Genomic DNA, 22877 nt, shown 5'->3' with positions numbered 1-22877 from the left:
CATGGACCGAAGGTTTGATCAGATGAAGAATTTATGGCTTGGATTTTGGCTGGTTTGCCTGAGTGCTGTGTCAGTACTGGCGCAGGGCGGAAGCGCGGCTATGCGGGAGACGGGCCGGCCGATGTTCGGCTTTTACCAATCTTCCGAATACCACGCACACGACCAGAACTTCGGCATTACGCAGGATAGTACCGGCATGATGTATTTTGCCAATTTCGCCGGCGTGCTGGAATTTGACGGCGTTTCCTGGAACACCATTCAAACTGAAAATGTGACGCGGGTATCTGCCCTGAAAACCGACAGAAAAGGCCGCGTGCTTGTGGGGGCTAATGGAGAATTCGGGTACCTCGCTCATGACAGTCTGGGTGTGCACCGCTTTGTGAGCCTTTCTGCGAAACTGAAAGATAAGCCCGGCCAGATCATACAGATACTGCCTGCGAAAGCCGGCGCCTGGTTTATTTCCGATCAGACCAACTTTTTTTGGGACGGCAGGAATGTGAAAGCTTACAAACACGGGCTGTCCATTCAATCCGCATTTGCGTTTGGAGAGGGTGCCGTGATTTATGCCAAAAACAAGGGTTTTCTGTTGTTGAATGAAGGTAAAGTTTCAGGGGTGACGATCGCGCCCGACGTAGCTGCATTGCTGGATCTGGTTGCGGTTGTGCCGCTTACCGCAAATTCGGCTATGCTGCTCACCACCAGTCAGGGCGCCTATCTCCTGAAAGGTAACCGCATTGAAAACATCGCCGGAAACGCCAACCCGGTTTTGATCAGCAACAAAGCCACCACCGCGGTGAAGATGGAGGACGGCAAGATCGCGATCAGTATGGCGGCAAACGGAATGCTGATCGTTAACCCGGACGGGACAATCGCATACCCGGTTTATGCTTACGGAGATATCGAAGACAGTCAGGTTACTGCTATGTTCAGCGACCGCGAGCACAATCTCTGGCTTGCATTGAACAACGGAATTGCACGTTTCGATCTGCCTTCTCCCATATCCGTTTTCGACGGTAACTCAGGGTTAAAAGGCTCCGTGACTGCGGTAACGCGATTTGATAACAAGCTGATCGTAGGAACATTGAACGGGCTTCACGCCATTGAAAATAACCGGGTTACACATTTTACTGCATTTCCGGGGAGCTGCCTGGGGTTCAGTGAGGCGGGCGGGTATTTGTACATTGCCTCAAATAAAGGGTTGTTTCAGCTAAGTAAAACCGGCGCGCTGACGACGTTATCCAATGATTTTTCGCTCACTGTAACTGCTTCCCAGGATGGTACCAGGCTTTTTGTAGGCTTGCAGGATGGATTGGCTGTTTACAAAAAGTCGGGCAGCGGCTGGCAAAAGGAAAGGATCAAGTCGGTTACTGAACAGATTACCGGCATTACTGAATTTCCGGCTGGTACATTCTGGCTAGAAACGCTTTCGAACGGGATCTTCAAATTTGACTACGCGACGGGCTCGGCACGTAAGTTCTCCGCCACGCAGGGTATCAGCAGCCCGCTTTACAATAAGCTGGCCGTTTTTGGAGACCGGCTGATTGTTACCAACAAGGATGGGCTTTTTGAATACCAGTCCAATGCAGACCGCTTTGTACGCGCCGGCTGGCTCTCTGAAAAAGCCTGGTTTGATCGGGTGCAGGGCGACGGTGCAGGAAATATCTGGACCACGCGCGGAGACAAGAAGTCGGTAACTTTTTTCAGGAAAAAGGGGCAAAGCAATGTATTTGAGCTGATTGAAAAACCTTTTTTGCCCATTGCCGCTATCCCGTTCCAGGTGATTTATCCCGATAACAATGGGGTAGCCTGGCTGGGTGGTGACCAGGGATTGTACCGGCTCGATATGCGCCTGAGTGAACAGCATCTTCTCAACTATCCCGTGCTGATCAGAAATGTAAGCACGCCAGACGGCGACCTTCCCATTGCCCGCGATGCGGATCGGGACAGGCTAAGTCTCGACCACAAACAGAACAGCCTTATTTTTGAATTTGCATTGCCCAGCTTCCACAGTAACCAGGAAGTATCTTACCAGTATCTGCTCGAAAACTATGACAAAGGCTGGTCAGAGTGGAGTACCATTGCGCGGAAGGAATACAGCGGGCTGCCTTCCGGAAGCTACGTTTTCAAGGTGCGGGCGCGGGATATTTATGGTAACATCTCCAAAGAGGCTGCATTTCCCTTATTTATACAAACACCCTGGTTCAGGCAATGGTACATGATCGCGCTTTACGCCATCGTGTTTGCGGTCATGATTTACTATGTCGTGCGCTGGCGCCTGCGGGCCATAATCCGCGAAAAGGAGGAACTGGAAAACCTGATCCGCGAGCGCACGGAGGAAGTGGTGAGCCAGAAAGAAGAACTCGAACACCAGTCCGAGGAACTGTCTGCGACGAATGATCAGCTGGAAAGGATTGATGAATTTGTGAAGTCGATCAATGGAGAAGTAAATACCGGGAAGTTGTTCCAGCTGGTACTCGACAGGCTTTGTGAGTTTCAGAATGTGGACGGCGCTTCTGCATTGATATATAATAAAGCCACTGACTGTTACCAGTTTATCGCATTGGCTGGCGTGATTGAGCGTGCCGATGTGGAAGATGTACAGCTCTCCGCAGCCGAGGCAGAACAACGCTACGTAGCCGGTGCAGACGAGGTTTACGAGGATATATTTTTGAAAAACAATTTCAGGCACCAGAATACAAACCGGTCGGTGAGCGAGGTATTCTCGCCAAAGTCACTGATCAGTATCCTGATCCGGGTGGATGGGGACGTAAAAAGTTACATTACCCTCGAAAATATGGACCGCGAAAACGCATTCGGTGAGCGCGACTTTAATATGGTCAAGAACCTGAAAGAGCATTTGATCGGGGCTTATATCAAAACAAACATTCTTGAAGATCTCGAAAACACACTTTCAAACCTGAAATCCACACAGGAAGAGTTGATCCGGCAGGAGCGCCTGGCTTCTGTGGGTAGTCTTACAAAGGGTATTGTGGACCGAATTCTCAATCCATTGAATTACATCAACAACTTCTCGCAGTCGTCGGGCAAGCTGTTGAAAGAAATTACGGAAGTGACTGATAAACATCAGGATACTTTATCGGAAGATGAAAAAGATGACCTGGAAAGCGGCTTTGAAATGCTGCAAAAAAACCTGGAAAAGATATACGAGCACGGAAACAGTACCACGCGCATTGTGAAGGATATGCAGAAGCTGCTCAAAGGGAAATCAACGGAGTTCTTTGAAACAGATCTTAATCCTTTTCTGGAATCGAAGTCGAAATCAGCGATCCAGGAAGTGCTGGCGGAATATAAGGACGCGAAGATCAAGCTGGTTTTTGCATTGAATGCGGAGCCGGTGCGCGTCAGTCTGCTGCCTTACGAATTTGCACAGGTACTCACCAACCTGATCAGCAATGCGTGTTATGCGGTCATTGAAAAGACAAAGTTCGACAAGGTATTTGAACCCGAAATCCGCATTTCGACAAGGCGCGCAGACGGAGCTATTTCGATTTTCGTGAGGGATAATGGAAAGGGTATCCCTTTGAAAGAAACAGAACAGCTTTTTAATCCATTCTTCACCACCAAACCTACTTCAAAAGGCACCGGGCTCGGACTTTACATGAGCAAGGATATCATAGAATTTCACAAGGGCAGAATGTCGGTAACTTCAAAGGAAGGGGATTTTACTGAGATTGAAATTTCTCTTCCCATTGTCAAATAACCCGCAGACAGTTACCCGTACTACTAATAGACACGAATATGGAGCCCGCAATTACTGATAAGGACATCGCGATTTATCAGCAGAAAATAATCGAACTCAACCGGCTAGCCGAGATCGGACAGCTGAGTGCAGGTATTTTACATGAGATCAAGAATCCCGTAAGCTTCGTAAACAATTTCTCGCGCCTGTCCAACGGGCTGATCGACGAAATGCGTGAGCTGGTAGGCAAGCCGCTGAACGAGCTGAGTGAGGACGATGTGGCGGACGAGCGGGAGTTGTTGGAAACTTTATCTAAAAACCTGGTGAAGATCAACGAGAACGGGAAGCGAATTGAGCGGATTATCCAGGGTATGCTCGCACAGGCGCGTTCCGAGGGTGCTGTTTTCGAAAAGACCGACCTGAACCAGCTGCTCGAAGAGTATAGCAAGCTGGCTTATCAGAGCGTGCGTGCAGAGGACAGGGAATTTAATGTGACACTGAACTATGTGCTTGATCCTGCGGTAGGGAATGTCAGCATCTCGCGTGGGGAGTTCGGGCGCGTGATCGTGAACCTGGTCAATAATGCCTGCTACGCCATTAATGAAAAGCGTAAACAACAGGTGGCGGGGTTTGATCCTGTGATTTCCATTTCCACGCGGCGGATTGACAATGAAGTAGAGATACTGCTGTGCGACAACGGGATAGGTATTCCCGAGGAAATTGTAGCCAAACTCTTTCAGCCTTTTTTTACTACAAAGCCGCAGGGAAAAGGGACGGGACTGGGATTATCGCTTACTTACACCAGCATTGTGGATACGCATAAAGGGACGATCAGTGTGACTTCGGTTCCGGGAGAAAAAACAGAATTCAAAATACTCATTCCTGCCTAAACGGGATTTTTACCAAAACAAACATTAAAAAATGGCCATCAGGATATTAAGTGTGGACGACGAGCAAGACATGGAAATGCTCATTCTTCAACTGTTCAGAAAGCAGATCAGAGACAAGAAATATGAATTCGTATTTGCAAACAACGGGATTGAGGCACTTCAGAAACTGGAAGAAACAGAGGATATTACCCTGATCCTGTCCGATATCAACATGCCGGGAATGGACGGGCTGACCTTTCTTTCCAAAATCAATGAAAAGCAGAACCCGCTTTTAAAGGCTATTATGGTGTCGGCTTACGGGGATATGGACAACATCCGCACGGCGATGAACCGCGGCGCATTTGATTTCGTAACCAAGCCTGTGAATTTTGAGGATCTTGAAATTACCATTTCGAAAACGGTGGAGCACATTGAAATGCTAGCCAATTTCGAGAAAGGCCGTGAGCAGCTGATTGCGATCCAGAATGACCTGAGCGTGGCACGTGAGATACAGCTGTCGATGCTTCCCAAAACGGTACCTGCCAACATCGGCAAGGCGGGCGTGGACCTGCATGCATTTATCCACCCGGCAAAAGCAGTAGGCGGCGACTTGTATGATTATTTCATGATGGACTCCGAGCACCTGTTCTTTATGATCGGTGACGTTTCTGACAAGGGAGTGCCGGCTGCGTTGTTTATGGCGATCTGCAAAGCGATCTTCAAAAGCCAGTTTTCAAACAGGAATGACGACAGTATTTGTGAAAAGGTTAAGATCGTAAACCAGTTCCTAAGCGAGGATAATTCCACTTATATGTTCGTCACCGCATTTGTGTGCATTATGAATGTAAAAACGGGAGTTGTTGAGTATGTGGACGCAGGCCACGAGCCTCCGATCATCATCCGTGCAGATGGTACCACTGAGCTCGTTCCCAAACTGGGTGGAATGGCGCTCTGCTTTGATCCGTCGTTTGAGTACGAATCGCATTCATTCACACTGAACAAGGGGGATAAGTTTGTACTTTATACAGATGGAGTAACCGACGCGAACAACCTCGCAGGCGCGCGTTACGGTTTGCATTACCTGCAGGATTTCTTCACAACCGGCGAAGGTTCAACAAAAACTTCGGCACGTGAAATGAACGAAGCTACCTTGGAAAGCCTGGTCGAATTTATCGGTGCGGCCAACCAGTTTGATGATATCACCATGCTGTCGCTCAGGTACCTGACCAACTGATTGCATTGACTCTTAATACAAATCACCGGCCGGCTGGTGACGCATGAGCGCCAGCCGGTACACATCGCGATAGTAACGCATCAGCTCTGTCCAGCAAACCGTATCTATTACCGTTTTTGGCAGGGTTACCCTCGGCACATAATGCTCCCGCTCAAAGGTCTGAGCAAAATCCAGCAACATATTCGCCAGTGTTTCAACTGCTTCTTCGTCAGAATGGTAGCGGCGGTATAACATCTTGATCCCGTCCTCGCTCTCAGGCGGTATGACGGATTGAATGTACCTACCAAAGCCAGACAGGTCGCTGGTAATCACCGGCGTACCTTGCAATGCAGCTTCCATCGGAGTGTATCCCCAGGGCTCGTACAACGATGGGAAAATCCCCAAATGGCAGCCTCTCACAAATTCGGAATAATCCATTGAAAATACAGAAGTGGCCCGCTCGATGTAATCAGGGTGGTAAAATACTTTCACTTTATTCTCTTCGCGGTTATCCAGCTGGTGGGCAGAGAGGAAATTGGAAATTTCGTCAGGCTCGTTGAGCAAGTGTGTAACGACAGGAGGTAAGCCGTCGCGCCTGAACTGCGCCTTGGCCTCACGCCACGTGACGTGCAGATCTTCGTCGATCAGCGTGTTCAGGTTTGGCAACGCAGCATTTTGCTTGTTGATGACATTGGAGTACAAGTCAGGGCCAAGCTGCTTACTGATCTTTTTGCATATTTTCTGTAAGTCCTGAAAACGCTGACGTGATTCGAGTATGTCAGGTCTGATGTTTGAAAAAGGCTGTTTTGAAATAACAAAAAACACAATGGAGATATCGGTATCCTGGCTTGCCAGCATTTCGTTTAGTCTCGCAATTGCCCGCAATGTGATGTCAAAACCTTTGTTATAAAATTCATATCTGCCCGACGTGAAGAAGTAGAGCGTGTTATCTGTTTTGAAAGGGTAACTCGGGGTGATCAGCGCTTTGACGGTCGAGTCAATTTTCTGTCTGTTTTGGAGATGCAGCTCAAATACCTCGTGGCCTCCCTCCGGTTTCCTGTGAATTCCGTTCCTGATAATGTACTCGGGCTTTCTCGACAAAAACAGCTCGCATTCCCATGCGGTAACTTCGCTGTTTGTAACCAGCACGTGAGCGGATTGTGCTGCGCAGCGTTCCAGTGCTACGCGCGGCAAGATCCCGTACTCTCTTGATTTTTGCTGCCAGTCGTAGTACGGCATGTGATGAAAATACGGCTCTTCGTTGGCAGCGAGGTACCTGCCCAGCAATGTAGCATGCGCATTGAAGACCGTTGCAATCCTGATTTTTTCGTAGTCGAGGTCGGCGAGGCAGGATGCTGACATCCATTCGTGAAAATGGGCGATCACGTCCTGGTCCGCGTCGAGCTTGTCTACCAGCTTCTTCAATAGTATCCTGGCTACTTCGCCGAAGCCAAGTACCAGATCGCGCAGTTCGTCAGTTTCGAGAGAAGATATTTCAAATCGCTGCCAGAAACGTCCTTTAACCTCATTTAAAACATTCCTGCTGACGACCGGATTAATCAGCAGCACTTTGGGACGGGCTTCGTCGAGCAGCCAGTAACCGTAATGGACTTCAAACCCAAGTGAGCGCACAAATGCTACTGCTTCCGCCAGGGCAGGCTGGTCGATTTCCTGCAAAGGCCGGAAGTGGCTTTCGGCCATTTCCGCAAAATACGGTCCGATCAGCATATAACGATCGTCGTAAGTATCGACCATCGTCGGGATTTTCGACTTGATATAGGTGAAAATACCGCCTGCCTGATTGCAGACTTCCCATGAAATTTCAAGCAGAAATGTTTCCGGTCTCAAAGCTGAAGGAGAGTTTTCGTTGAGGAATCACCTGCCTGCGCAGGATAATTCGAATAAAAATAATTACTCAGCAAAGTCAATGCCAGACTGATTGTGCTAACCGGAAAAAATGAGGGGCCAAACCGAAAAAAGTGCCTCTGAGGCGATTATCGGCGTGAAATGCACTGTATTTGTTCAAATTCGTGATATATTCGGAATCCTAACCCCTGCCTGTTACACGATGACTACGAGCTCAGCCACCGCACGTGTGGATTCCATCGACATTTTCAGAGCGCTGACGATGTTCCTGATGATTTTTGTAAACGATTTCTGGACGCTGAAAGGCGTACCGCAATGGATGGAGCACAGCAAAGGTAGCGAAGATGCCATGGGGCTTTCCGATGTCGTTTTTCCGTGTTTCCTTTTTATCGTCGGCCTCTCCATTCCCTTCGCAATTTCCAACCGCAGGAAAAAAGGTGACAGTAACGGGATCATCCTGTTTCACATTGCCGAGCGAACCTTCGCATTGTTATTAATGGGCATTTACCTGGTCAACCTGGAAAGTGCTCTCAGCAGTGCAATGCCGGTGAGCAAGCACGTGTGGAGTATCGCCATGGTGATCGCATTCTTCCTGATCTGGAATGTGTACGGTAAGAATGATGTGCGTACTACCAGCTATAAAATACTCGGCTACATTATTCTTGCCGCTCTGGCTGTGGTATACAAGGGCGGCGACCCGGAAAATCCTTCGTGGATGGGCGCGCACTGGTACGGGATACTGGGGCTGATCGGCTGGTCGTACCTGATCTGCGCGGTGCTTTATTTTTTGATGAAAGACAATTTGCCGCTGATCGTGGCGGGATGGTTGTTTCTGGTCTTGTTTAATCTGGCCGCGTTCGCGGGAATGCTGGATTTTCTTGACCCCGTGCGAAAGTACGTCTGGATTGTCGGCAGCGGCTCAATGCCGGCTTTTGTGATGGCGGGTGTGACTGCTTCTGTTATTTACCGCCGGCTGGGTTCGCGCGGTGGGCTTGGCCAAACCTATATATGGATTCTGATAGCGCTCGGGATTGCGGCGCTGGTTTACGGATTTGGCACGCGTCCATTCTGGGGAATATCCAAGATCCGCGCCACTCCCGCCTGGGTCGGGATTTGCAGCGGGATCAGCTTTCTTGCTTTTGCATTCATGTTCTGGCTTGTAGACCTGAAAAAGATCAGGAGCTGGGCCAACATCTTGAAACCTGCCGGAACAGCCACATTAACCTGCTACCTGATACCTTATATCTGGTACGCGGTGCTCGCTTTGCTGAGTTTTAGCCTGCCTTTGTTCCTGCGTACAGGAATCGTCGGACTGATCAAATCGCTATGCTTTTCACTGCTCGTCATCATCATTACCGGGCTGATCAATCGAATTGGGATCAGACTGAAAATATAAAGTGGGTGGTAAAACCGCAGTACCTCGTCTTTATAGATGTAGAGCTAATCAAAATTTCAGATAAATGAATTCAAGAAGAAGATTCGTACAAAAAGGAATAGCCGGCCTCGTTGCCGGAAGCTTGCTTTCAGTAACCCGCGAGAGCAAGGCGGCCAGTGTTGTGGATAGAAAAGAAGATACGTTCAAGCTGGGTATAGCCGGTTTCAGCTTTGTAAACTTCAAGCTGGACGAGGCGCTGTCTATGATGAAGCGGACTGACGTGCATTATTTGTGTATCAAGGATTTTCACCTTCCTTACAACAGCACAGCCGAGCAGATCACCGCATTTCACGAGAAGCTGAAGGAGTCGGGTGTGACGGGTTATGCTGTCGGACCGATTTACACAAAAACTCCAAAGGATATCGACAATGCATTCGATTATGCCAAAAGAGTAGGCGTGAAGCTGATTATCGGTATCCCCAATCATGAAGACCTGAAATACGTGGATCAGAAAGTAAAGGAGTATGATATCAAATACGCGATCCACAATCACGGGCCCGAAGACAAGCTGTACCCGAATGCGGCTTCTATCAACAACCTGATCAAAGACCTGGACCCACGTGTAGGAATCTGCTTTGATATGGGGCACAACCGTCGTGACAACCAGGATTCCATTGCCGACCTCAACAAATATTCCAAACGCATTTTCGACCTGCACCTTAAAAATGTAACAGCTGCTACAAAAGACGGAAAAGCAGTGGAGCTTGGCAGGGGAGTGATCGATATTCCTGCGTTCGTCAAGATGCTGCGCAAGGTGAAATACCCGGGCGTGTGCGCGCTTGAATATGAGAAAGATATGAAAGATCCGCTTGCCGGAATAGCCGAGTCCGTCGGGTACTTCAAGGGGGTTTGTGATGCAGTATAATGCGTTAAAATGGTTTAAAGTGCCACAAAACCCTATTTTTGCAGCTCAGAATTGATTTGAATCTTACCTAATCTGACAAGCGATGCTCCGTAACGTACCCTTTGATAAACTGCCCGCGTACAAAAAGCTGAAAACGCACCATAAAACCATTTCTCAAAAACACCTTAAATCGCTCTTCGAAGAGGAGCCTGAGCGTGCGAAGAAATTCTCGGTACGCTTTGGCGATATCCTGGTTGACTATTCCAAAAACCGCATTTCGACCCGCACACGGTCTTACCTGGTACAGCTGGCTGAGGAAGCTGGCGTGGCCGAGGCCATTGAGCAGATGTTTACCGGCGAAAAGATCAACGTGACCGAGGGACGGGCTGTGTTGCATACTGCACTCAGAAACCGGTCCAACGATCCTGTGATGGTGGATGGAAAGGATGTAATGCCCGATGTAAACGAGGTACTTGACAAGATGAAAGAGTTTTCAGGTAAAGTCCGCTCGGGTTCCTGGAAAGGCTACTCAGGCAAGGAGATCACTGATCTGGTTAACATAGGTATTGGCGGCAGCGACCTGGGTCCTGTGATGGTGACGGAAGCCCTGAAAGCTTACAGCAAACCTGGATTGAATGTGCATTTCGTTTCCAATGTAGACGGAACGCACATTGCCGAGACGGTGAAGTCGCTTAATCCGGAAACGACATTGTTTATGATCGCTTCCAAAACTTTCACGACCCAGGAAACAATGGCGAATGCGCATAGTGCACGCAATTGGTTTTTAGAGAAAGCGAAAGACGAGAACTTTGTTAAAAAGCATTTCGTAGCGATTTCAACAAACCGGACTGAGGTTGAAAAATTCGGAATTGATCCTGAGAATATGTTTGGTTTTTGGGACTGGGTAGGAGGAAGGTACTCGCTTTGGTCTGCGATTGGTCTTTCCATTGCCTGCTATGTAGGTTTTCAAAATTTCGAGCAGCTGCTTTCAGGGGCGCATGAAATGGACAAGCATTTCAGGACTACCAAATTCGAGAGAAATATTCCGGTACTGCTTGCCCTGATCGGCATTTGGTACAATGACTTTTTTGACGCGCAAACGCAGGCGATCCTGCCTTACGATCAGTACATGCATCGTTTTGCTGCTTACTTTCAGCAGGGCGATATGGAGAGTAATGGTAAGAGCACAGGGCGCGACGGGAATGCGGTAGCTTACCAGACCGGGCCGGTAATTTGGGGAGAGCCGGGTACAAACGGGCAGCACGCATTTTACCAGCTGATCCACCAGGGTACCAAGCTGATCCCTTGCGATTTCATTGCGCCTGCAATCAGCCACAATCCGCTGGGTGATCATCATAAAATGCTCTTGTCCAACTTCTTCGCGCAAACGGAAGCATTGATGAATGGAAAAACAGACGAGGAAGTACGTGCCGAATTGAAGGCTTCGGGCAAATCTGCTGAGGAAATTGATGCGATCGCACCATTTAAAGTATTCTCGGGTAACCGGCCGACGAATTCGATCCTGGTCAAAAAGATCACTCCAAAAGTACTAGGCAGCCTGATCGCCATGTACGAGCATAAGATCTTTGTTCAGGGTATTATCTGGAATATTTACAGTTTCGATCAATGGGGCGTTGAGCTTGGGAAACAGCTAGCAAACAAGATCTACCCTGAACTGCAAAATGACTGGCCGGTTAATAACCACGATAGTTCAACCAACAGCCTTATCAATCAATACAAGCGCTGGCGGTAACGGTTGAAGACGAAAGTCACAAAAAGATACCCCAATATTACACCAGCAGCATCTGCTACGGCATCCCACCAGTCAAAAGTGCGATCGAATGGCAGAAGCTGCTGGTAAAATTCCAGCCCGAGTCCATACGCCATTCCGAGTACTACAAACAGGCGGGCTTTTTCCGGATAAACCAGCAGCCACAAGGTTATCCAAACAATAAACAACCCTGCATGTACAATCTTATCAAATCCTACAGTGGGAGCGGACGGCAGATCTTTGCCAGGCCAGGTGCAGGCAACAAGAATCAATAGAGTCCAGAACCAGGCAAGCCAGGGACGTTTAAACAGGGAGGCAAAGCGCTTCATACTTTCAGGCAACAATTTAAAAGATGCCCAAATTTAGCCTGTTTCGCTCTTATTTCACTCGTTTCAATGTAGCTGTCTGGTAAATTGTTTGTACTGCATTCACTACCTTCTACCGGACTTGCTTATAGTAAAACTTAACCGAGTCAGCTGCTCCACCGAGTTCCGGCAAGTAGTCGGTGGCTTCCAATCTCGTTGGCTCGCCTACTTTTTCGATGATCTTGTATAGGCGTTTTAGCCCACTCCCACGGTAGGTAATTGAGACAGTCATAGTTTTTACTTTGGAAATGGTGCCGGGAACTCTCGTCCAGATATGCTTGGCATGGAGTGTATCATTTCGAAAGACTCGTTCTACCTCGTCATCCACTTCATGGTAGCTTTTAAGCACTTCTGAATAGCCTATCTGTGATCCGCTCAGTGAGCGTGTAGGTGTCTCTATTCTTTCTAAATTCCACGTTCCTTTGAGCCTTGTTGAAATGGGTTCACCGCCAATTTTGCCATTATCCCGCTCGCATGCGCAGATTAGTAAAAACATGAAAATCAAAATTCCCGAGAATGTGGTTGCATTTTTCATAGCTTTTGAAGTTTTGCATAACTGTACTACCAAACTTGCTTATAGTAGAACTTAACAGTATCTGCGGCTCCACCGAGTTCCGGCAAGTAGTCGGTTGCTTCCAGAGTTGACGGCTGCCCGACTGTGCTATAAAGTTTGTAAAAGCGTTTCAAGCCATAACGGTACGTTATCAATACGGTTTGTTGCTTTGTTTTCGCAATTGGGGGTGGATCTCTTCTCCAAAAATATGTAGTGAAAAGTGTGTCATTTCTGAAAATTTCTTCGATGTTATAGCCATCTTTGTTGGTAATGTTCATTATTTCCGTGAATCCAATTTGAGTACCTGACAGAACGCGGGTTGGCATAACTACTTTTTCTAATTTCCAGTTAACGAATAAACGAGATTCAAAAGGCACACCCGCATCCCAACCATCGTCACGGTCACAAGCACAGATCAAACAGAGAATCAAAGTGAAACCCACAGAAGTTGTTTTGGAGCTTTTCATATTTATTTAAGGTCTGATTCCAGTTATCACATGCATATTGCCGTTATAATCTTCGCCTTTTGGATTATATTGACCAAAAGCGTAGTAGTCATTCCAGTCTCCATCCCAACCCCAGTTCATTCTTAAATATGTAAATGACCATTCCTTGCACTGCTTAGTGGAGCAGTCGAATTCACTGTAATCGTTGACTTGATATCCTTCGCAGAGCCAAATGTGATAATTGTCAAAACAGGTTAAGCAGGTTGACCCCCAAAAGATTACAGGATGGTTTGTCTTTAGTTCGGTTTTGATTAGAGTGACATTATAAGCTTCATTTCCCGACCCTCCGCTAGAAAACCCGAAGCTTTGCAATCCGCTTTTCACATCTCCCGGCCAGGTAAATGTATTGCAGGATCCCATATAGTTGTAGCTCGCTTTGGCCTTGTCACCCATAGTTTTCATTAACGAACCAAGGCTATGTTCACCGGCAGTGGATGCAGTACAAGTAACGTCCGACTCTCTTGGGCGAGCCAGGTCGGGGTGGTAAAATTCTTCAAGTTGCGCCATTGCTACCGGGCCACAGCCAGCTCTCCTTCTCCCACATCCATCACAATCCCCCGCAGTACTGAGTTTGGTAGTAGACAGTGCTCTTTGCCCCCACACTGTCGATAGCAACGGCCCGACTATTGTCATCTTGTTCTTGCATTGAAACTGACCATATTGATACCATTCAATGCAATTGGTATGCTGAACCCGAAGTTTTCTTGACAAGAACTTCTGCCATTCTTTGGCTATGATATTATCAGGTTCACCTCCAAGGCGTCTGGCTTCCCTCACTTTCGTCTTGGCCATATCAATCCACAGAGAAACTCCGTTTGGGATATTTCTTACATCTATTTTAGAAGTCTCAGAAAATGCAAGGATCGGCATCACACGGAGATCGGCTGCTACAATTACAAAGCCTCGTTTCTTTTGGAAGATGTAAAGGAGGGGTGACCCATTGACAGAATCAGCGATCGTGAGCTGGTCTGTAATCACATTGTTGTCGGTCGGCCTGGCCTCAGTGGAATCTGCATTCAACCGATTCATCGAAGTAATGGAAGAAGAAGCTACCTCCGTCGCTTCAACAAGGGACAATAAATTCGGATCATTTTGAGTCTCAATGGGGGAAGAAGGGGTATTTAATGGTTCTTCTCTTTTGCATTGAAAGAAGATGAGCATTGACAAACATAAGAGGAGGGGCCACTTGGCTGGTGATAGTTTGTTTCTCATGATACAAGTATGTGTTAGATTCCATCATCCTATCTGATCCGTTCGGAAGACCTTGTGATGTGCTACAAAGGTGAGAGAAATTAATCGTATAATCCAATTCGGTAATTTTATAATACAACGATTTTTGGTTGAGATGTGCCAAATTGAGCTTTGGAGCGACGTATATAGTAGAAATTTCTTGATAAATGTCAAAAGCAAATTTAGCTGCAAATCGTCCCATCCAAATGCAAAACGCACGGTTGGATACCGCGCGTTTTGCATTTGGATGAAGTATAATCGTTCTGGTGACAGATCAGCCTTATAATTAGAAGTCTCTATTGCGTATCCAGATGCGATGTATCAAAACAAGTTATACAAGTTTCTCCCCAGAAGAGTGAAGGATGGTTGTAAATGCTGGATTATTTAAATTTTGAAGTAGGCTCGTAAATGTACCGCAATGAATCCAGCTCGGGCTTGTAGGTTGCACTTTTCATAATGTTGCTGAGCTCGATGCGGTGGGTTATCGTTTCTTTCCCAAGCTCAACATCCAGAAAAGCAGCGAAACCTGATCCTTTGTTAATGTGATACCAATATTGGCTCCTCTTATGCTTTCTGTCATACCTACTACCATATAGCACAGCTTGTAGTGAGTCTGTCCTGTGTAATGCCGAATTAAAGTATGAAAAGAAGTAATATGGGACACCTTTCTGATATTGAGGCTCTTCCAAGCTGTCTTTTTCTGAAAGGATATATTGCACTTCAAGTAGAGCTTTCCCTGGGATCTTGTTTAAATCTTCCTTCTTACCTTTTTTTTGATAACCAACTAACATCCAATATCCGGGCTTTTCGCCTAGGACAACGTCACCAGTAGGCTCAGGTGAGAATCGTTTGGGGAAACATCCAATGAGTCCAATGATTAGTATTAGTGCTATGACTTTCATAATAATGCGAATTATGGTTTAACAATGTAGGCTCTCATATTTGAACTGTTATACAAAGTGCCGCTACCGACTATGCCGTCATAAGCAAACCAGATTTCATTTTCAGGATCACTTCCCCAACCCCAGTTCATTTGATAGTATACTGAATGATTTTCGTAACAAAATCCATTTTGATCATTGAAAATGGCATACAAATCTCTAATCCCATCCATGACCCAAATGTGTTGTTTCGCCGCGCAGGCGGCACAGTTCGATCCGAATACGATAACGGGTCTGAGGGCGCGAAGCTCGGAGCTTATCATCCCGATGTTGGTGAAGAAATCTTTATCAAAGGAAGTGTATCCACGGTTTGAAAAGAAATTATCAATGTGTCCCGGAATATTCCATGTCTGACAGCCGGAACCTGATAGTGGAATACCTAATGCTGGAACTACGGTATTGTATACTGCATCCAAATCTTTGCCGGTATCACGTATAAGGTTTGCTAAATCAATATGGTTTGGATTTACAGGAACGCAGTTGTTTGGCGCCGTTGTGGGCATCGCATTAAACATGGATGCCGAGTAAGTATGCCCATTGGTAGTGATTTGCTTTCGATGGTATCTTAACACCTGCGCTACCGCGATAGGTCCACAGCCAGTTGGCGCCTTCCCGCAATTATACTGTCCACTACAATTCAATGTATTAATTCCTGACGGACAATACGCATTATAGCCTGTACCTTGCCGCCATTGGGAAAGCGTATGAGTCAAATGCGCAATCGTGGAATTCGCCGGAAGGGGATGGGTTACAAACCACTCGCAGCTCGCTTCCGGGGTGTTAACAGGTGCCTCTGTGGTTCGGTTGCCGTTTGGGTTTTGTCTGAGCTGTTCCCACAGATTGATAATGTCAACGTGCGCTTCCTTCTGCTTTTGAACACCTTCAAAGTTTTCCCTGATGATATCAAGCCAGAGCTGGATCCCCGGGTTATCTGTCTTTTCGTTAAAGGTGCCTTTCTCCGAAAAAGCCAGGATGGGCTTCATCCTTTTATCAGCAGAAAGGAGCGTAAAGCCTTGGTCTTCTTCGTACTCGACAATGTAGAACATCGTCTTGCCTGCATTGTCATCAAACCGCCTTACAGCTTTTACATACAGCCTTTCATCGGCACTTGTCCGGGCATTACGTTCAATTTTCGTAGCTTTTTCACCGGCGAGCAGGCTAACCGCTTCATCCTGGTCGACGAAAAACTTGTTCTTGTCATTCGTTCTCTCGTTTGAAGGTGGTTCTGATAAATCATTTTGAGAGCATGCACTAAGAAGAAGAATGAATGCAGCTAATGTTAAAAATGAGGGCACTGAAAACTTGATTTTCATTATCATAGCATGTTAGATTCCGCCCTCCTGAAGTACTCATTTGTACAGCTTCGTGGCATGAACAAAGTGCGGTATAATATTCCAAAAATTCAATGAGATATAGTCATAATGCAACTTATTGACATTATCGATGTGCAGCCGGTAGCTATCGATGTGCAAGTGGCGACTATTGGTGTAGGAACGTTTAGATGTAATGTATTATCGGGTAAGTTGCTATTACAAACAAAAAAACGCACGGTTGAAAACCGCGCGTTTTGCATTTGGATAAAGTATAATCGTTCTGGTGACGAATCAGCCATTATCCGAAAACTCCGGATAGAGCGTCATGCCGCCGTCTATATATAAGGTCTCTCCATTGACGTAGTCAGACTCATCTGACGCGAGCCAGGCGACTGCCTTAGCCACATCCTGTGGAGTACCTATTCTTTTGTATGGAATCAGGTTCATTAACTCGTCGTATTTACCGGGGTCAGACCATACTTCCTTGTTAATAGGTGTTTTGATTGCGCCAGGACTTACCGAATTAACCCTGATCTTATGAGGGGCAAGTTCCTGAGCGATAGACTTCATGAACATCATGATACCTCCTTTTGAAGCAGCATAATTCACGTGTCCGGCCCATGGGATAATGTCGTGTACAGAACTCATCATTACGATCTTACCAATAGACAGCTCGCTGTGATTAGTCTCGCCAGCCTCTTTCTCCTGCGCAAGAAACTGTCTTGCAGCGGCGCGGCAGCATAAAAACATACCAGTCAGGTTTACATCTATCACCTTTTGCCACTCCTGCAATGTCATTTCAAGAAACGGTGCATCTTTCTGCAAGCCAGCATTGCTTACCAGCACATCCAGTCGACCGTACGTGGAGATGGTCTCGCGAAACATGGCAAGTACCTCATCTTCGCGACTTACATCAGCCTTAACAAGTATTGCTTCTCCGCCTCTATCCTTGATTTCATCCACTGTTTTCTGGCCTTCTGCTGCATTAGAGCTGTAATTGACTACAACCTTCGCACCTAAACTTGCCAGATGAACTGCACAGGCTTTACCTATTCCAGAACTTGAACCGGTTACAATAGCAACCTGATCTTTGAATTTCAGTTCGCTGCCAATCATATGATTTCTTTTTCGATGGATTTTAGTTTTTGCCAAACACTGCGGTTAACCTTTTTGACAGCCCAGTTTTTAGCTATCAATATGGCTTTTGCTACAGCGTCGCGTGGTGAAATGTTGTGAGATCTGAGAAGTTCCTGGGCAATCACTACCGCTTTTTCGCGGGTAGTAGGAGATAAGTACATCAGTTCAGGTAATGCGATCCTTGCGTCCATATGTTAGCTTGAATTTTAGTAACAGGTTTTGATTTGATGAATTCGTGTATCGTATTTAGTTAAAATTTGGTGCCAGTTAGCTCATTTTGAATACTGTTTCAATTTGAGTTTTACGCGCCCCATTTTTCGTTATTGGGTGTAAAAAAAATCCCCATCTTTACAGACGGGGATTTTTTAAGAGCGGGCCTTATTTGACCTCTTCAAAATTGACGTCCGTCACATCGTCAGTGGCATTGCCGTTGTCAGTTGCGCCCTGGCTGCCCGGATTTGCTCCCGGCTGTGCGCCGCCTGGCTGACCTTCGCCGCCTTGTGCGTACATTTCCTGAGAAGCAGCCTGCCATGCAGCATTCAGCTTTTCCATTGCAGCATCAATTCCTGAAAGATCCTGGTTCTGGTGTGCTGATTTCAGCTCAGCCAATGCACCTTCAATGCTTGATTTATTTCCTTCTGAAAGCTTATCGCCAAATTCTTTCAATTGTTTTTCAGTTGAGAAGATCAGGCTGTCAGCTGCGTTTACTTTTTCAATTCGCTCACGTTCCGCTCTATCAGCTGCTTCGTTGGCTTTTGCTTCCTCACGCATTCTGTTGATTTCAGCGTCAGTCAAACCACTTGAAGCCTCGATACGGATCTTCTGCTCTTTGCCGGTTCCTTTATCTTTCGCCGAAACGTGCAGGATACCGTTTGCATCCACATCGAATGTTACTTCAATCTGTGGGGTACCGCGTTGTGCTGGCGGAATATCCGACAAGTGGAAACGGCCAAGCGTACGGTTTTGAGTAGCCATCGGGCGCTCACCTTGCAGTACGTGGATCTCAACAGAAGGCTGGTTGTCAGCAGCAGTTGAGAATGTTTCTGTTTTCTTGCTTGGAATGGTTGTGTTCGCATCGATCAGCTTGGTGAATACACCACCCAGCGTTTCAATACCCAGTGACAATGGAATTACGTCCAGAAGCAGTACGTCTTTCACTTCACCTGTCAAAACACCACCCTGGATTGCCGCACCAACTGCAACAGCTTCGTCAGGGTTAACGTTTTTAGAAGGTTTTCTGCCAAAGAACTTTTCAACTTCTTCCTGTACGCGTGGAATACGTGTAGAACCACCCACCAGGATTACTTCATTAATATCGCTGTTAGAGTAGCCTGCATTCTTCATCGCTCTCTTGCAAGGCTCCATCATTCTCTGGAACAATGTATCAGCCAGCTGCTCGAACTTCGCACGTGTCAGGGTACGAACCAAGTGTTTTGGAATACCATCAACAGGGAAGATATAAGGCAGGTTGATTTCAGTCTGCGTTGAGCTCGACAATTCAACTTTCGCTTTTTCAGCAGCCTCTTTCAAACGTTGAAGCGCCATTGGATCTCTTCTCAAATCGACGTTCTCGTCTTTTTGGAATTCGTCAGCAAGCCAGTTGATAATTACCTGGTCAAAGTCGTCACCACCAAGGTGGGTATCACCGTCAGTAGATTTTACTTCGAAAACACCGTCGCCCAGTTCAAGGATAGATACGTCGAAAGTACCACCACCCAAGTCGAACACAGCAATTTTCATATCCTGGTGCTGCTTGTCAAGACCGTAAGCAAGTGCAGCAGCAGTTGGCTCGTTGATGATCCTTTTCACATCCAGACCTGCAATCTGACCAGCTTCTTTGGTAGCCTGACGTTCTGCGTCATTGAAGTATGCAGGAACAGTGATAACCGCCTCAGTTACTTCCTGACCAAGATAGTCTTCCGCAGTTTGTCGCATTTTTTGCAAAATGAATGCAGAAACTTCCTGTGGTGTATATAGCCTGTCCCCGATAGGAATACGCGGTGTATTGTTAGGTCCTTTTTCTACGCTGTACGCAACGGTTTTCATTTCACCGGTTGTGTCATCGTATTTTTTGCCCATAAATCTTTTTATGGAGCTGATAGTATGCTTGGGATTAGTGATCGCCTGACGTTTGGCCGGTGCTCCGATTTTGCGTTCACCATTATCCATGAATGCAACGACAGACGGAGTTGTACGGGCACCTTCGCTGTTTGCAATTACAACCGGCTCGTTACCCTCCATGACAGCCACGCAGGAGTTCGTTGTTCCTAAGTCTATGCCAATAATTTTTCCCATTGTTCTATATTAAAGTTAAGTATAATTTGATTCGTTCTGTTGAGCTTGGTGACCAGCATTGCGGTCGCTCTGAGGTTTTCTAAAAACCCCGTACCAGAATACAGAAGGGAAAATGGAAGTGACAAAGTGTCAGGCTGGAATTGCATTGGGGTTCCAGCCTGACCTGTTGAATTGCTAGCTCAGCGCCTGTCCCATAAACGGGTCGCTTTCGCTGAGGGTACCTGTTTCAATGTGACCAGCGTACCGCTGAAAAAAGTCCGGGTCGCTGGAAAGGGTAATGGAGAAGTCGTACCAGTTGGAACTGCTGCTTACATCAAAGGGTATGAGCAGCTCATTGCCTTCTGATAAATGCCGCATATCAATCGTCTTGCTATCAGCGCCATACACATTATCCGTGATGGTGATTATAGTATCGTTTTCATTATCTCCATTCGCAAAGCTGAATGCAAGTGACGCATGGGATTTGTTATTTCTGTCCAGCTGATAGCGCGTACCCACTTTTACGGAGCCGGAAGCTTTGGTACCAGTATATTCCCTGAAAAAACCATTCGGTCCGTATACCCACAAATGGTATTTTCCGCCTTCAAAATCGCTGATCTTCCACGAGCCTTTCAGTGAATCGCCTGCCTTTACTGCGTAGTTCCAGACTTTAAACTCTTCATTTTTGTATTTACCCGGTGCATAAACAATGAATGGAGCGCCAGCTGACCTGTCTTTGAACATGTCATTTTTGGCTTCCAGTTTTATTTCAAATGCAGTTTTGTCAGAGTTGATCGCGCCATCTGCATGGATCTCGTAAGGAACAGGGCAGGCGGGCCGTGTTCCTTTTTCCTGATTTGGTAAAATAGAAGAAGCGAGCGGGTCTTGATTAATCTTGTCAATTTCTTCCTGCGACAAAGCTTTGTATGCATTTGGCAACTTCCTGAACTTCGCATTGAAGATACCTTCCATAAATTCGTCGCGTTCCAGGAAAGTAGGCAACTGGATCTGCTCACCGTTATAAGGCAGGAATGTCGAAGTAAGATCACCGCAGATTGTTCTTCTCCAGTCACTAATGTTCGTTTCCTTGATCGGCTTCCCGGTTTTATTAGCAACAAACTTTTCCAGGAACTGCAGAATGGATGTATGGTCAAAGACTTCTGAACATACATTACCACCCCTGCTCCAAGGGGAAGCTATCACCAGCGGCACGCGGTATCCCAGTCCGATCGGGCTTTCGCGACTTTCCTTCGCTGGCTTTTTCGTCATATCCTGTTCCAGCGTTACATACTCCGTCTTGCAATCTATCCCTGCCGAAACTGCTCCGGTGTCTTCTTTGTATGGATTTGGGACAGAAAAAGGTGGTACGTGGTCGAAGTAGCCGTCGTTTTCATCATAACAAAGAATGAAAATCGTCTTCTTCCAAACCTCAGGATTGGCAGTAAGAATATCCATTACCTCTGAAACGTACCAAGCACCATACCAGGGTGAAGTAGGATGATCTGAAAAATTCTCCGGGGCCACAAGCCAGGATACTGCCGGAAGTTGCCCGGTATTCACATCGCTCCTGAACTGGTGCAGCACATCGCCGAGGGGCGCTTTTGCTTCATGCTCTATATCGCCGTCCATATACTTCACAGTTGTAATCCTGCGGTAGTCCGGATCGTTCTTATTAATTGTAAATGCCTTTTGGTGAATGTTCTTGCTGCGTTGCGAAAGCTTCTCAAAGTTCTCCGGGCTCCATTTGATCAGTTCCTCCTTCGCAAGTTTCAGGCTCGACTGTTTTGCCGCAAGTGCTTTTTCAATGGTATCTTTTTCCTTACCCGGCGCCGCGCTTTTAAGCTTTGCCTTTGCATTCTCAATTTCTCCCGGCAGAGTTTCCAGCTGCGATTTCAGGTACTTCTGGTATCCCGAGTGAAAACGGATATTATATTGTGTAAACCATTCAATCGGATTGTCAGTGAAGTTGGCCAGCCACGATTCTTCTTCGCCGGTCAGGCCGGTGGGAATGCTCAGCTCATTCTGGTAAATTTTCCAGGACACACCGTGGTCTTCCAGTCTTTCCGGGAAAGTTGTCCAGCTTGCTTCGGCATCGTCACTTACGTTCTCATTTCTGACATTGGCATAATGTTTCGGATCGGGGTTTTCACGCACGGTACCAGTCCACAGGTAAAGACGGTTGGGCGTGGTACCGGTAAGCGACGAGCAAAAGTTCTGGTCGCAAACGGTAAATGCATCCGCGAGCGCGTAATAGAACGGGATATCTTCCCGATTGTAATAGCCTTGCGTAAGCGGCATTTTAGCATAATCCTTGTGCCCCGGCTGCTTTGCAATCAGCCACTGATCGTATTTTCCATTGTTTCTGGCATCCACCTGATTGGTCCACGAATGCGGCAGCGAGCCCATCCAGGTTGCGTTGGTTTCACGCATATTCAACCGGAAAGGAACGTGGGTCTCACCAAATGCATTGGTCTGCATCCACACGAGGTTTTTATTTGGTAAACGGATCGCGCGCGGATCGTTGAAGCCCCTGACACCACGGAGCGCACCATAGGAATGGTCAAAGGAACGGTTTTCCTGCATCAGGATCACTACGTGCTCGGCGTCGAGGTAAGTGCTTCCTTTTTGAGGATCTATAGCAAGGGCTTTCTGGATTGAGGCAGGCAACACGCTGAACATCCCGGCGGCACCGGTCAGCATGGTTGCCTTTTTGATAAATGCTCTTCTGGACTCCATTGAATAGGGTAGGTGAGTTAGTACTTTCCTGTAATACCGGACAGGGCTGCTAAAGTACCAAGCTTTCGCTATTATGGAGGATTATTTAATTGTGAAGATGCCGGACTTGGCTGGGAGGAGCAAA

The 22877-nt window shown here is 46.9% G+C and carries 17 protein-coding genes; 6 read left to right on the top strand and 11 right to left on the bottom strand.

Annotated features, from left to right (window positions below; translation table 11 throughout):
• Position 1 precedes the first annotated feature (1 nt).
• Genes AC1XTG_RS01440 through AC1XTG_RS01430 form a run of 3 tightly spaced genes read left to right on the top strand, consistent with a single transcriptional unit; the run spans position 2 to position 5803 of the window.
• Positions 2–3721: a sensor histidine kinase gene (locus AC1XTG_RS01440; RefSeq protein ID WP_484840722.1), complete on the top strand. Its 3720-nt coding sequence runs from the start codon at positions 2–4 to the stop codon at positions 3719–3721.
• Positions 3722–3759: 38 nt separating this feature from the next.
• A complete protein-coding gene (locus tag AC1XTG_RS01435) occupies positions 3760–4590 on the top strand; it encodes a sensor histidine kinase (RefSeq protein WP_056287739.1) in 831 nt (276 codons plus the stop codon).
• Between the two features lie 31 nt (positions 4591–4621).
• Positions 4622–5803, top strand: a complete 1182-nt coding sequence (locus AC1XTG_RS01430) for a PP2C family protein-serine/threonine phosphatase (protein ID WP_484840721.1) — start codon at positions 4622–4624, stop codon at positions 5801–5803.
• Positions 5804–5815: 12 nt separating this feature from the next.
• On the opposite strand, the gene AC1XTG_RS01425 is transcribed toward AC1XTG_RS01430, so the two are convergent.
• Complete coding sequence (locus AC1XTG_RS01425; protein WP_484840720.1) at positions 5816–7630, bottom strand: glycosyltransferase; 1815 nt, start codon at positions 7628–7630, stop codon at positions 5816–5818.
• 220 nt (positions 7631–7850) lie between these two features.
• Here AC1XTG_RS01425 and AC1XTG_RS01420 point away from each other — a divergent pair, with 220 nt between their 5' ends.
• From AC1XTG_RS01420 to pgi, 3 genes are all read left to right on the top strand, one after another.
• Positions 7851–9044 (top strand): DUF5009 domain-containing protein, encoded by a 1194-nt coding sequence (locus AC1XTG_RS01420; RefSeq protein ID WP_484840719.1) that lies wholly within the window; start codon positions 7851–7853, stop codon positions 9042–9044.
• Positions 9045–9108: 64 nt separating this feature from the next.
• Entirely contained in the window at positions 9109–9948 is an 840-nt protein-coding gene (locus AC1XTG_RS01415; RefSeq protein ID WP_484840718.1) for a sugar phosphate isomerase/epimerase family protein, read from the top strand.
• Positions 9949–10030: 82 nt separating this feature from the next.
• On the top strand, positions 10031–11680 hold the full coding sequence (gene pgi, locus AC1XTG_RS01410) for a glucose-6-phosphate isomerase (protein WP_484840717.1): 1650 nt from the start codon (positions 10031–10033) through the stop codon (positions 11678–11680).
• Here the strand turns inward: pgi and AC1XTG_RS01405 are convergent.
• From AC1XTG_RS01405 to AC1XTG_RS01360, 10 genes are all read right to left on the bottom strand, one after another.
• Positions 11659–12027 (bottom strand): VanZ family protein, encoded by a 369-nt coding sequence (locus tag AC1XTG_RS01405; RefSeq protein WP_484840716.1) that lies wholly within the window; start codon positions 12025–12027, stop codon positions 11659–11661. The genes pgi and AC1XTG_RS01405 overlap by 22 nt on opposite strands.
• Positions 12028–12136: 109 nt before the next feature.
• Positions 12137–12598: a hypothetical protein gene (locus AC1XTG_RS01400; protein WP_484840715.1), complete on the bottom strand. Its 462-nt coding sequence runs from the start codon at positions 12596–12598 to the stop codon at positions 12137–12139.
• Positions 12599–12624: 26 nt separating this feature from the next.
• Positions 12625–13083 (bottom strand): hypothetical protein, encoded by a 459-nt coding sequence (locus AC1XTG_RS01395; RefSeq protein WP_484840714.1) that lies wholly within the window; start codon positions 13081–13083, stop codon positions 12625–12627.
• Positions 13084–13089: 6 nt separating this feature from the next.
• A complete protein-coding gene (locus AC1XTG_RS01390) occupies positions 13090–14334 on the bottom strand; it encodes a Spi family protease inhibitor (RefSeq protein WP_484840713.1) in 1245 nt (414 codons plus the stop codon).
• A 398-nt stretch (positions 14335–14732) separates the two neighbouring features.
• Positions 14733–15254 carry a hypothetical protein gene (locus AC1XTG_RS01385; protein WP_484840712.1) on the bottom strand — a complete coding sequence of 174 codons (522 nt, stop codon included), beginning with the start codon at positions 15252–15254 and terminating at the stop codon, positions 14733–14735.
• 11 nt (positions 15255–15265) lie between these two features.
• A complete protein-coding gene (locus AC1XTG_RS01380; RefSeq protein WP_484840711.1) occupies positions 15266–16606 on the bottom strand; it encodes a C10 family peptidase in 1341 nt (446 codons plus the stop codon).
• Positions 16607–16897: 291 nt separating this feature from the next.
• Positions 16898–17722 carry an SDR family oxidoreductase gene (locus AC1XTG_RS01375; protein WP_056287761.1) on the bottom strand — a complete coding sequence of 275 codons (825 nt, stop codon included), beginning with the start codon at positions 17720–17722 and terminating at the stop codon, positions 16898–16900.
• Positions 17719–17934, bottom strand: coding sequence for a hypothetical protein (locus AC1XTG_RS01370; RefSeq protein ID WP_056287763.1), 216 nt, complete (start codon positions 17932–17934; stop codon positions 17719–17721). Before AC1XTG_RS01370 ends, AC1XTG_RS01375 begins: the two co-directional genes overlap by 4 nt.
• A 187-nt stretch (positions 17935–18121) precedes the next feature.
• Positions 18122–20038 carry a molecular chaperone DnaK gene (dnaK, locus tag AC1XTG_RS01365; RefSeq protein ID WP_484840710.1) on the bottom strand — a complete coding sequence of 639 codons (1917 nt, stop codon included), beginning with the start codon at positions 20036–20038 and terminating at the stop codon, positions 18122–18124.
• A 174-nt stretch (positions 20039–20212) separates the two neighbouring features.
• The gene (locus tag AC1XTG_RS01360; protein ID WP_484840709.1) at positions 20213–22753 is read right to left on the bottom strand and encodes a phosphocholine-specific phospholipase C; all 2541 of its coding nucleotides are present in this window, start codon (positions 22751–22753) and stop codon (positions 20213–20215) included.
• Positions 22754–22877: the final 124 nt, after the last annotated feature.

It is taken from the genome of Dyadobacter sp. HNCC25DJ183 (assembly GCF_056895175.1).
The sequence above is the reverse complement of the archived record's forward strand: the minus strand, read 5'-3'. Positions and strand labels throughout refer to the sequence as shown.